Source organism: Agriterribacter sp. (assembly GCF_035444585.1).
In the GTDB taxonomy this organism is placed as follows: Bacteria; Bacteroidota; Bacteroidia; order Chitinophagales; family Chitinophagaceae; genus Agriterribacter.
The window spans coordinates 14,514-27,125 of sequence record NZ_DAOMOZ010000043.1 but is presented as its reverse complement, the minus strand read 5'-3'; the positions used below and the strand labels follow the sequence as shown (position 1 = coordinate 27,125).

At 45.1% G+C, this 12,612-nt stretch carries 8 protein-coding genes; 3 read left to right on the top strand and 5 right to left on the bottom strand.

The features are described from left to right. Together PLH26_RS06955 and PLH26_RS06950 are read left to right on the top strand one after the other, a co-directional pair. Positions 1-1,733: TonB-dependent receptor plug domain-containing protein (locus tag PLH26_RS06955; RefSeq protein WP_324585280.1), on the top strand; the 1,733-nt coding region annotated here is incomplete at its 5' end. 5 nt (positions 1,734-1,738) lie between these two features. Continuing rightward, positions 1,739-2,533, top strand: coding sequence for a DUF4249 domain-containing protein (locus PLH26_RS06950; protein WP_324585279.1), 795 nt, complete (start codon positions 1,739-1,741; stop codon positions 2,531-2,533). 246 nt (positions 2,534-2,779) lie between these two features. Here the strand turns inward: PLH26_RS06950 and PLH26_RS06945 are convergent, their stop codons facing one another. The 3 genes from PLH26_RS06945 to PLH26_RS06935 form a co-directional block, all read right to left on the bottom strand. Next, entirely contained in the window at positions 2,780-3,121 is a 342-nt protein-coding gene (locus tag PLH26_RS06945; protein ID WP_324585278.1) for a translation initiation factor, read from the bottom strand. Between the two features lie 13 nt (positions 3,122-3,134). Next, positions 3,135-3,989: a carboxylating nicotinate-nucleotide diphosphorylase gene (gene nadC / locus PLH26_RS06940; RefSeq protein WP_324585277.1), complete on the bottom strand. Its 855-nt coding sequence runs from the start codon at positions 3,987-3,989 to the stop codon at positions 3,135-3,137. 147 nt (positions 3,990-4,136) lie between these two features. Next, positions 4,137-5,330 (bottom strand): DUF5009 domain-containing protein, encoded by a 1,194-nt coding sequence (locus PLH26_RS06935; RefSeq protein ID WP_324585276.1) that lies wholly within the window; start codon positions 5,328-5,330, stop codon positions 4,137-4,139. 219 nt (positions 5,331-5,549) lie between these two features. Here PLH26_RS06935 and PLH26_RS06930 point away from each other — a divergent pair, with 219 nt between their 5' ends. Next, the gene (locus PLH26_RS06930; protein ID WP_324585275.1) at positions 5,550-6,770 is read left to right on the top strand and encodes an ATP-binding protein; all 1,221 of its coding nucleotides are present in this window, start codon (positions 5,550-5,552) and stop codon (positions 6,768-6,770) included. A gap of 407 nt (positions 6,771-7,177) precedes the next feature. Here PLH26_RS06930 and PLH26_RS06925 read toward each other — a convergent pair whose 3' ends face one another. Next, positions 7,178-9,019 carry a neutral/alkaline non-lysosomal ceramidase N-terminal domain-containing protein gene (locus PLH26_RS06925; RefSeq protein ID WP_324585274.1) on the bottom strand — a complete coding sequence of 614 codons (1,842 nt, stop codon included), beginning with the start codon at positions 9,017-9,019 and terminating at the stop codon, positions 7,178-7,180. A 113-nt stretch (positions 9,020-9,132) separates the two neighbouring features. Continuing rightward, positions 9,133-12,192 carry a PVC-type heme-binding CxxCH protein gene (locus PLH26_RS06920; RefSeq protein ID WP_324585273.1) on the bottom strand — a complete coding sequence of 1,020 codons (3,060 nt, stop codon included), beginning with the start codon at positions 12,190-12,192 and terminating at the stop codon, positions 9,133-9,135. Positions 12,193-12,612 lie beyond the last annotated feature (420 nt).

Here is a 12,612-nt window from a genome sequence, read left to right as displayed (position 1 = left end):
ATTCCGATGCCATTAAAGATGGAACCGTATATAAAGGCGGTATGCCTGCACAATACGGGGGAAGGCTGTCTTCCGTGCTGGACATTAAAATGAATGACGGCAATAACCAGGATTATAATGTGAGCGGCGGAATAGGGCTTATATCGGCAAAACTGAACGTGGAAGGGCCCATACAAAAAGACAAATCTTCTTTTTTGATCACGGGACGAAGAACATACGCAGATATGTTCTTAAAGCTATCCGGCGACTCCGCTTTACGAAACAATACCCTGTATTTTTATGACCTCAATGCCAAGCTCAATTACAATATAGGTGATAAAGACAGGCTGTATCTTTCGGGCTACTTTGGAAAAGATGTGCTGGCCGCAGGGCAAACTTTCGGGCTTGACTGGGGAAATGCAACCGGCACCCTGCGCTGGAACCATATTTTCAGCAATAAATTATTTTCCAATACCTCTTTCATTTTCAGTAATTACAATTATAATATATCCATCCGCAGCGGCGCCAACGAATTCGACATTTTCTCGCAGATCCGCGACCTGAACCTTAAGCAGGAATTCCAGTGGTATGTTAACAACAAAAACAATATCCGCTTTGGGTTCAACTCTGTTCATCATACCATCCGGCCGGGAGAAGTAAGACCCAGCTCGGGTGGTTCCAGCATTAATTTGTCGCTGCTTCAAAAAAGGTATTCATGGGAAAATGCACTGTACTTTACGAATACATGGAAAGCAACGGATAAGATCAATCTTACCTATGGGTTGCGGCTTACATCCTTCAGTATACTGGGTGAAGGTGATTTTTATAATATTGACAGCGAAGGATCAGTTACCGACACGCTCAGTTATGCAAAAGGAGCATTCATTAAAACCTATATAAACCCTGAACCGCGTGTTGCTGCCAGCTACCGGTTAAACGGGACAAGTTCTTTGAAGGCATCTTATGTGCGCAATGTGCAGAACCTCCATTTGATCAGCAACTCCACCACTTCAAGCCCAACGGATAAATGGGTGGCGAGCACCAATATCATTAAGCCCGAAGTTTCGGACCTGTTTGCGGTTGGCTATTATAAAAATCTTTTGGATAACAATTATGAGCTGACCCTGGAGACCTACTATAAAACCATGCAGAACCAGATAGATTACCGCGACGGGGCCAATGTGTTCATCAATTCCGATGCTATTGAAACACAGCTTTTGTTCGGGAAAGGAAGGGCTTACGGAATAGAATTGCAGTTTAAAAAGAAAGCCGGGAAATTAACAGGCTGGTTAAGCTATACTTTGTCCAAAACAGAAAAACAGATCAACGGAATCAATAACAACGAATGGTACAATGCCCGGCAGGACAGAACGCATGATCTGGCTGTAGTGGTGTCGTATCAGCTCAGTAAAAAATGGACACTATCTGCCAACTGGATTTATTATACAGGGAATGCGGTAACCTTTCCCGCAGGCAAGTATCATGTAAATGACCAAACCTATTTTTATTATACCAGCAGGAACGCATACAGGATGCCTTCCTATCACCGCCTTGACCTGGGTGCTACCTGGCTGTTAAAGCAAAGAAAAAGGTTTTCTTCCGAACTGAGCTTTAGTCTTTACAACGCTTACGGCCGGGAGAATGCCTACACCATATCCTTCCGGGAGAGCGAAGATAACCCCGGTAAAACAGAAGCTGTGCAACTGGCATTGTTCAGGTATATACCGTCTGTATCCTATAATTTTAAATTTTGATGACCATGCGTATTGTAATACTACTCGGCCTTATCCTAAGCATTTTCACAGCATGCGAAAAGGTAATAGATGTTTCCCTGAAAGAATCAGAAAAGCAATATGTAATAGAAGGGGTACTTACCGACAGGGAGGGTGGCTGCGTGGTGAACGTATCCAAAACAAAAAATTTTGGCGATGATAATGCTTTTGAAGGGCTTGGCGGCGCGGTTGTTTCGATAACAGATAATGAAGGAAATACGATCATACTTTCTGAGGCAGCCACAGGCGTTTACCGGTCGGGAACACTTACAGCTGCTACCGGTAAAACCTACACGCTGCAGGTAAGCATTAACGGGCAGGCATTCAGCGCTTCATGTGTTATGCCGGTTAAGATCCATATGGATTCGCTTTATGTAAAAGAAGAAGGCTTTTTTGGCGAAACAATGAAACTGGCAAATGTGCAATATACAGATCCCCGGGGCAAAGGCAATAATTACCGCTTTATTCAATACGTGAACGGCGGTAAGGAAAAAAGCATATTTATCCGGGATGATGATTATTCCGATGGGAATACTTCCACCATAACCTTGTTTACGGCTCCGGGTGATGATGAGGATAAAATTAAAAGCGGCGACAAGGTTACTGTAGATATGCAATGTATAGCACCTGCCATATACAAATACTGGTACAGCCTCGACCAGGGTGCTTCCGGAGGCAGCAACTCAGCCTCTCCTGCAAATCCTGTAACCAATATTGAAGGAGGAGCACTGGGTTATTTTAGTGTTCACACCGTAGAAAGCAAAACAGTGGTAGTGCCGTAACGCAAAGCATCAAAAGATAGATCTTCAAATCTGAAATTTGAAATCTCAAATTTGAAATGATTATTGCCCGGTAAAAGTAATAAAAGCCTTTAGCAGCCTGACTTTGCCTCACCCCAACCCCTCTCCGACCGGAGAGGGGCTAAAATACTCTCCTGTATTGGCTTTCATTTAACTTTCAAAAGCTTTCTCCGGACAATAATAATTTGAAATTCGAAATCCTGTAACCCTGCAACCTGTAACTCCACACTACACCTTACAGGCTTTCTTATAGTCATTTTTTTGAAGCCATTGCAAAACCTTATCGCGCTGGTCGCCCTGTACAATAATTTCGCCATCTTTTACTGACCCGCCCGTACCACAATAATTTTTTAATTTTTTTCCCAGCAATTCAAGGTCATCGTTGTTGCCCTTAAACCCATATACAATGGTCACTGTTTTTCCGGCACGCCGTTTTGTATCCAGTATGATCCTTAAGGGCTGTTGTGCCGGGGGCAGCGTTTCTGTACTTTTATTTTCTTCTTCAAAAGAAAAAGACGGGTCTGTGCTGAACACATATCCCCTGGTATCTGGCTTATTCTTTTTTGACATATTCGGGACAATTTCAGGTCAATACAGCCTTTAAGCTCAAATCGGCACTTACTGCATGATGGATAACAGCGCCAACGCTCACGTAATCCACTCCTGTTTGCGCATACGCGGCTATATTATCCAGGGTAATGCCGCCGCTGGCTTCCGTTTCAAATTTTCCGTTGATTATTTTTAAGGCTTCCGGTAATTGCTCAGGCGTGAAATTGTCGAGCATGATCCTGTTTGCTTTACCAAATGCCACTACCCGCTTTACATCATCCATATTCCGGGTTTCTATTTCAATTTTTAAACCGGGCTTTTTTTCCTGTACATAGGCATATGCTTTAGCCAGCGCTTTTTCGATCCCGCCGCAGTAATCAATATGATTGTCTTTGAGCATGATCATATCATACAATCCCATACGATGGTTTAAACCGCCGCCTATGCGCACTGCTTCTTTTTCGAGCAGGCGGAAATTGGGTGTGGTTTTCCGGGTATCCAGCAGCCTGGTGTGATAGCCCTTTAACTGATCGGCATATTTGCGTGTAAGGGTAGCAATGCCGCTCATGCGCTGCATGCAGTTCAATACCAGTCTTTCACATTGTAATATGGTATGCACTTTGGCTTCCACCTCAAAGGCAGTATCCCCGATGCGCATTTCATCACCATCTTTTTTATAGGCAGTGAATACAACACCGGGCTGCACATATCTGAATATCTTTTCTGCAACTTCCATCCCGGCTAAAATGCCGTCTTCTTTTACTCTTAATACGGCTTTGCCTTTTGCATCCGGCGAAATGCAGCTTAATGTAGAATGATCGCCATCACCGGTATCCTCCTTCAAAGCATTTTTGATCAAAAATGAAAGTACCTGCTCGTATGTTGTCATACAGCAAATCTAAATGAAAATACAGAAAGAGAAATTCCCTCATCTTCATTATCGGTTCATCCCTAACCTGCAACCTGCCTTTCTGTAATATTGCGGTCTGACGCTCCTTTGTCGCGTACCGACCGCCCCATTTTCAAATTCATCTATTCATAGCTGTAATTTTATATTAAGCCTGTTAAGTCCTTTGGCTATATACATTACTACAATAGCATAAAACACAGCCCACAAAAAACCAGGGAGTCCATAACGGAGAGAAGAAGGAAAAAGGGTGATCTGCAATACAGAAAACAAGGCATATAATATTCCCGGGATAATATAAGTAAGCAGCGGATTGGTGGCGGCCGGCTTAAAGAATTGCGCCCACCTGCTTTTATTTTTAATATCAATCAACCAGTACAATATAGTAAATGCTGTGCAGCAAATGCCTGCACTGTATAAACACCATGTAGGTGTTGCATGAATTTTTGAGATCTTAAAATAAGGGCGTAGGATGTATCCTGCTGCAAAAAGCAGCAACGCAAAAATACCGGCTTCCGCAAACCGGCGGATAGCGGACCTTTTGCCGGGGCTGTTAAAATAAATAAGCGACAATACTATTCCGCACAGCACTATGGAAGTATGCGCCGCATTACCGGCCTGGCTGCTGATCCAGCGGAGGTTGTGGTTCTGCACAAAAGAAGTTTGCGCCATGATATAAAATGCAATGCAAAAAACGATCGTTGCCAGCATTGCAAATATGTTTTTCCGGAACAACTGGAAAAAGATGCAACTGAAAAAATAGGCCCATCCGATCAGTCCCAGTATGCCCCACCAGCGGGGCTGCATACTACCGGTACCATCCGCTCCGCCGCGGTAAAAAAATGCGAGCGCAATTAGCCCGGCTATCCCTGCCGCCCTTAGCAGGTACACCCATATTCGTTTTTGAGCGCTGTATACATTCCATACCAGAACAGCGCATATATAAAACAACAGCAGCCATAAGTGTATAGACATACCCATTGCTTTTTCGTTGTACCCGCCTTCTGCATTTACCATAAATACACCCAGCACCAGTAAACCCAGTGTGCGCCAAACAATATGCCATTGCAGCCGGAGAAAGCTATCGCCTTTCTGCAGCCGGCTGCGTAAGGCAAAGGGTACCGACATGCCTACAATGAACAAAAAAGCAGGAAATACTACATCAACAAAGGTCATGGCATCTGCATCGGCAGGCACATGCTTCATCCACAGCGGAATATCCCGTATACCTGCCAGCTCATTTACAAAAACCATTACCAGGATCGTAATGCCGCGAAAGGCATCTATGGAAAGGATGCGTTGGGGCTTGGGTGATGGATGCATGTGCTTTATAAAATGTTTATGGTTCAAGTTACTTAAGGAAGGATAAAAATCGCTTACATCTTTACTAAAAACGCGGTAAAGGAAACATGAGCTGTTTAGTAATTTATTGATTTCCAACCCATTTCAGCAATAATAGTAATGATTATCATTATTAATGAAAAATGTCTTTCATTAATAAACAATAATTATACCTTTGTAGGTGAATAAATTAAATGGATTATGATCCGGCAGGAAAAAATAAGCAAAATAATAGATGAGCAAAAGAAGTCATTTTTAAAAAAGGATCAGAAGCTGATAAGGCATAGTTTAGAAACAGTTCCTATTGCTGAAAATTTTGTAACTATCATTACCGGGATAAGGCGTTGCGGAAAGAGCGTTTTATTGCTACAAATACTTGAAAAAAATTATAAAGACGCCCTGTACCTCAATTTTGAAGACATCCGTTTGTCCGGATTTGAAGCTGATGATTTTGCCCGTTTGCAGCGGGAAATCGTTCATAGAAAATTAAAAGTTTTATTTTTTGATGAAATTCAAATAGTAGCGAAATGGGAAATATTTGTTCACCAGCTACTGAATGAAGGCTATAAAGTTTTTGTTACAGGTTCAAACGCATCTTTATTGAGCAAAGAAATGGGAACGCACCTTACAGGACGACATCTTTCCATGGAGTTATTCCCATTTTCGTATCTGGAATTTCTTGATTTTAAACATAAAACACCTGATAAAGCATCATTTTTAGAGTATCTGAAGACCGGCGGAATGCCGGAATATGTTAAAACCAGCCTACCGCTGATTTTGCGCAGTTTGATTGACGACATTCTGTTTAGAGACATTGTTGTTCGTCATGGAATCCGGGAGGTTAACGCATTAAAGGAATTAGCTGTCTATTTAATTTCAAATGTTGGGGCGCCTGTATCGGCCAATAAATTAAACGGCTTATTCGGTATAAAATCAACCACAACCATTTTGGAGTTTTTCAATTATTTCAAAGATGCATATCTAATTGAGTTTGCACCGCAATTTAGTTATTCCTTAAAGGCTCAAATACGTAATCCCAAAAAGGTGTATGCTATGGATACCGGGTTTATTGACGTAGCATCTTTGTCCTTTGCTGACGATAATGGACGAAAATTAGAGAATATAGTTTATTTATATCTCCGCAGGCAATGTAAAGAAATTTTTTTCTTTAAAGATAAAGGAGAATGCGATTTCGTGACTTTTGACAACGGGCGGGTAAAGCAGCTCATACAGGTATGTTATGAAATAAATGATGAAAATTTTCAACGTGAAATAAATGGCCTAACAGAAGCCATGCGGTTTTTCGATAAGAAGCAAGGCTTTATACTGACTTTAGACCAAAAAGACAGCTTTAAAAAAGACGGACTTACGATAGAAATGCTCCCTGTGTATGCGTTTATTACAGAGAATAACCAGGTCTAATCCTCACAGTTTGTGGCATGGCAAAGCAACCTGTAATCGTTATGATATTTTGGTAAATACAGAGCTCCCGGCCTTCCGAAATTAAAAAATGCAGTGCTTATAAGTTTAACCATTAATTCAGGCGTTCGGAAAAACAAGATATGTTCGCATCAGTTGTTGGTGCTTCTCCCACGTTTCCACCCGCAAACACCAACAACGGTGGGGAAAACCGTGGAACGGGAATATTCATCGCTTAAAGCCATTGATGACCACTACGAGAAAGTGGTTGTTTCACTTGACGAGATCACTTTAGCCTCAAATCGTGGCATTCAGCATGTACAGGCTTGGGGGCTAAAAATTTTTTTGGGGTAAGGGCTGAATGCAGCTCATCAGGAATGCCCTGGTGATCGTTATTTCTCTCCATGTTTTTACATCCTTTCATTAACCGGCACTAAAATTATTTTACGCAAATCCAGTAAGGCCTTCTTCTGATCAAAGTTCCTTCCGGCTTTGAAGGTGAGCTTTTGTTTCCCCGCCTTTATTTTCAATACTCCTATGGAAGCCGAAACATAGGTTTCCCAGGATCCGCTTTTTCCTACCCTGCCCGTTATTTTGTCCGCATTGCTCTCCAAAATAAACGGCTGCCCCGCATGGTCATCATCCACCGACCACTCCATGATTACCGTATAGGTCCAGTTCTTTGAGGAACTGATCTCCCATTCTACTTTATCGTCTCCCATAAACCAGCCGAACGCCCTCCATTCCGGCATGTATTTTATATTTGGGCCTATGCCTTTGCCCTGGTCTGCAGTGAGTATGATCCTACCGTCCTCACCCGCTTCTACCAGCGTGGGCCGGTTTACTGTTTGTTCGCCGGGAAGAAGTTTTCCCCTCAGATCACCGGTTAAATAACTCATTACCGCCTCTTTCAATTCCCGCTCCGCTTCAGGGGTATAGGGACAAACCGTTTCCACCTCGTAACCTCCATACTTAAACTGATCCGCTGTGGGGAGATAGCCCAACCAGCCATTGGTATAGCCATAATAAAAAGTATAGGGATAAGGGGAGCGCTCCCGTATCTCATTGGAGATCTCGCAAAACAGTTCCACCGGTAAACTCCACACCGCTATGTCATGATTGATTTTTAAAAACCGTACGGGAAGACGAACCAGGTTTTTCCCATCCAACCTGCTTCGGGTATAGTTAACGAGGTCGGAAGGCCAGCCCAGACCTTCTTTCCGGGCTGTTTCCACCACTATTTTCCCCGTAAATAATTTCACCTCCGCCATATCAGCCACTATTTGTTCGTGGGCGGCTACTATCCGGTCGCCCAATAATACTTTAAATTGAGACAAACGGGCCGATTGAGGATTGGGGTAGGTACTGTAAACAGGTGCCAGATTTCCGGCAGCGCCGTTGATGAACAACATGGGCACACCTGTTTTTTCTTCTACGTATTCCGCAACCACCCCCGGCACATCGGCGCTTATTTTAAGGTTCGGCGACCCCAGCGCCGTTCCGTGGATCGCGTAATTGGAAATCAATACCAGCGGCGTACCATCTTCCTTATCAATACGGATCAGTCCAATCCTTTTATCCACAGGTCCATCCGGATCCATCCCAAGTGAGGCTTTCCCGTTCACATTTATTGCGCGGCGATTGATATTGGCATTGGAATGACCCCATCCAACGCCCAGCTTCGCTTTCACTAAATTGTTTTGCGCGGTCTGTACCCCTTCCAGTATCTTTTGCTCTACAAAAGACGTGTATTCTGAGTCTACAGGATGTTTATACCGCTCTCCCATAAAAGTCTCCGGCAAACCCGGCACACCTACCTCCGGTGCGGAATGCGTATGCGTAACCGACCACCAGAAGTTCCCGGGAGCTATCCCGAATCTTTGCAGCAGCAGCGATGCCATATGATCGTATTCCGAGGGGGAGATCACACAGATATCGGTGGACACCAATACAAACTTTGTAAAACCATCGTCCAGCAATACCATACGATGATAAATGCGGTCGTGCACTCCATCTGACTGCCGGGCATTATAGCCCAGCAACATTTTAGGCTCATCGGGCGTAATGTCAATTTTTACCACAGCGGCACGGAAAATACCAGCATTATTGAGCTCCGGAAGGCTCCCGGATGGATTTGCAAAACCCGCAGGTATGATGAAGCAGAACGCCGTGAGCATGGCGATCATATACCTCATGCAGGCAGGATGTTGGGTTGCCACATGGCAGACAAAGTAATTTCCCGGTAATTTCATACTGATTGTTTGGTATTCAAAAATTAGTTTTTTCACTTGCCAAAAAGAAGAAAAACAGAACAGGATACACGCTCCCTCCATCCCTGCTCCCCTGTAACCTGCAACTTATTCCACTATTCACCGCTCTTCTTCCCTTTCTGATTCTGCTTCAAAAAAGCGATCAGATCGGCCATCTGTTCTCTGGTGATATTCCTCTCCAGTCCTACCGTCATCGCAGAAATATTAAGCGAGTGCAGAGACCGGATGTTCTGGCGGTTAATGATCCTTTCTACATTACCTGCATTTTTTATCGTAATGGCCGAGCCGGTTTCCTGAGCAATGATCCCCTGCACCGTTTCCCCATTGGTCAGTTTGATCTCCCACAGATCGTAACCCGCCATGATCGAAAGATTGGGGTCCAGGATATTGGCTAAGATATCTTCTTTCTTCCAGTTGTGGATCGTGCTCAAATCCGGGCCGAAGGCTACTCCGTCTTTTCCCTTCATCTGATGGCACAAAGCACAGTTCTGCAGATATACCGTTCTGCCTTTTTCCGGATCACCCACTTTATCAAGGGCTTCCCGGTATGCCAGGGCTATCTTTTTGGCTTCTTCAGCGTTTTTGGTAAACACTTTTCTGGCGCGATCGCGGAGCTGATCATCAGCCACCTGCATGAGGGCTATGCTGGTCCAGAAGCTTGCGCTGTTGGCGGGGATCTTATCCTGCTCCATCGCAGTGATCAATATCCTCATCCGGGCCGTATCACTCATGAATACCCGAATGGCGGCATCTCTTATTTCTTTGGTCAACCCGGACCAGTGTTCTACTATATACTCGCTTACCTCAGTGGAGGGTACCAGGTTCAGCACTCTGAGCGCCGCTAATTTTACTGCCGGCTGTTCCCGGGGAGTAAGTAATCCCTGAAGCATGGACTGATACCGGGCGGGGTTGCCCAGGGTAAGAAAGTCGATGGCATCGGCTCTCTTCAAGTCCGGCAACGTAGTGTCCTGCGCAACAGAAGCAGCTCTTGTAATTGCGGATGAGCGCAAGGTTTCATCCGTGATCTTTGAGGCCTGCAAAAATTGTAACGCCGATTTGCGTAACCCGTCTGAAGGACTGTCGAAAAAGGTAGTAAGCAACAACTGCTGATCGGCCTGGTTGATGGATAACTTGTTCTTGCGGTTGCGCAGCCCTTCCGCCAGTCCTTTAAGCATGGCCGCTTGTGACTGCCGCTCTCCTGCCGATCGCGGCAAAATAGCGTTTTGAATACGGCGGTGAACGGCCGGCTCATCGGCGGTTGCGGCGATCATTCCTGCCAGCCGCTGTACCATTGAACCGTATGCAGGTAGTTCTGCTTTGTATTTTCCCAGCATCAGATCAAGCAACGCATCTGCATCCAGCGGAAAGGCGGAAAGCGCCGCTACCTGGAACCACTTGTTGTCCATATCGCCAAACAGCAGGCGATTACGTACTTCAGACGCCAGGGCCGAATTTACAGATCCCAGCGTGAGCAGCAATTGAAAACGTACCTTGATATCTTTGTCATTTTGTAAAGCCATCAGCGCACTACCCAGCGCCGGATCCTCTTTTAAATGTAGCCCGGCTAATTTAACCGCATTCTCTCTGATCCCCGAAATACTATCTTTTAAAGCGCGACTGACCAATGCAGGCTTCAACGCGCCCATTCCTTCAAGCGTCCATAAAGCATGAAGCCTTCCCATTGCCGAAGGGCTTTCGGCTGCCGTCTCTTCCAGCCCCGGGATATCATTCGTATCGGCACGGTCAACCAATAGCCTTTGCGCATGCATCCGCCACCAGTTGTTCGGATTAGCCAGTTCCCTGATCAGCGTCGTGCCGTCCGCGTCTCCCAGCTGTAATCCCTTTGTCCAATCCGCTTTTTTGCCGTTGGTGGCGCTGATACGATATATCCGCCCTTTGTCTATGCCATCATACAAATTGCCTGCCCGGATCGCCTCTTCCGACATCCATTCCGGGGATTCTATAACTCTGCGGTAGTAATCCAGTACATACAGTGCACCATCCGGACCTACATACATATTTACCGGACGCGACCAGGCGTCGGTAGAGGTCAGGAATTCTTTATTGGGAAATACCCGGCTCGCTACATAACTCACACCACTGTCTCTTAAAGCATCCACGTGCACCAGATTGCTCACCGGCTCAGCAATAAAAGTAGCGTTGCGGTAAGGCTCCGGAAAGTCCTCGGCCAGATAGGCCGTAAGCCCACTCCCTGAGGTCATGGTTCCTACATCGGTAAATATCTGTCGGTCGGGGTTAATCGTGGTAGGAAAAACTTCAGGGGCGTTCAGGTGGTCGCTCATGTTGTGACTGGCTTCTGTGGGTGGCAGCTGAGGATTACGGGTTAAATACCGCTGCGCGATGATCTCCTGGTAGCCCTGGTTGGAATTGTTGCAGCCAAACCAATGCCCCCATTGGTCAAATGTGTGACCAAACTGACAACGGCTTGACATTTCTTCCAATAAATATTTATCGGGCTGAAAGCGTACCGAACGCCCGCTGGCGTTTTGGGGCAGGCGTACCGCATGCGGTTTTGAAGGATAATAGATCTCGGTTCCTTCATCTCCAAACTCTTCGGCATAGTCTCTTGACTTCACAACTCCTTCATGCGCGGCATATACCCAGTTGTCCAATCCGTATACCGGGTTGTTCAAATTATGCTGGGGATTGGTTAATGCAAAACCAGTGAGCACGGTATCCATGATATCGGCTTTACCGTCACCATCCGAGTCTTCCAGATAATAGATATTTGGCGAATCCGTTATTATAAAACCTTTCTTCCAGCGTAAAATACCGGTAGGTAATATCAGTCCTTCTTTAAACAGCGTTCGCTTATCCATGATGCCATCTCCATTGGTATCGCTCAGCATCACGATATTGCCGCTACCGCTTTTATCCAGCGGGTAGCCATGCATCTCCACCACAAACATCCGTCCGTACTCGTCTATCTCCATATCTACCGGTGAAGTGACCAGGGGTTCCGATGCGATCATTTCTATCTTAAAACCCTCAGGAACCTCCATCGTCGCAAGCGCAGCTTCAGCCGCTATAGCGCCACGGGATAAATCAGGCTTTTTTGGATTACAACGCACCCCTGCCAACAATAAAATAGCAATAAAATAATACGTGTGCGGTTCGAATAAATGCAGCTTCATATAAAATACTGAAAATTACCTTCTTTTTCAATCTCAAAATTTTCTGCAGGGAAGTTTCTCGTCTATCGTTTACCATTCGTTTGTGCTTCTCCTTTACCCCTTCCGGTGCCCGCGCCCAGGGGAAAAGGCGAGTGGCCCGTTACTCCGTCAGAGACTTCACACTAAAGTAAAAAATATTGAATAATGGGGGGGTGGCTTTGGGTCCATTATCTTCTTTCATTAGTGTCCGCAAAAAAATAAAGTTGGTTCTTTGAAAGTCTCGCCGGATATCAAGGTTTGATCAAAATTTAATTTGATGATCATTTGAAATACTATTCTATAATTTTCTGAGATGATCTCGGGGGCCTGTAAGTGTTGCATACCTCGAAGACCACCATTTCTGTTTTAATATGTTATTGCTGCAACCGTGCACGATGCAGA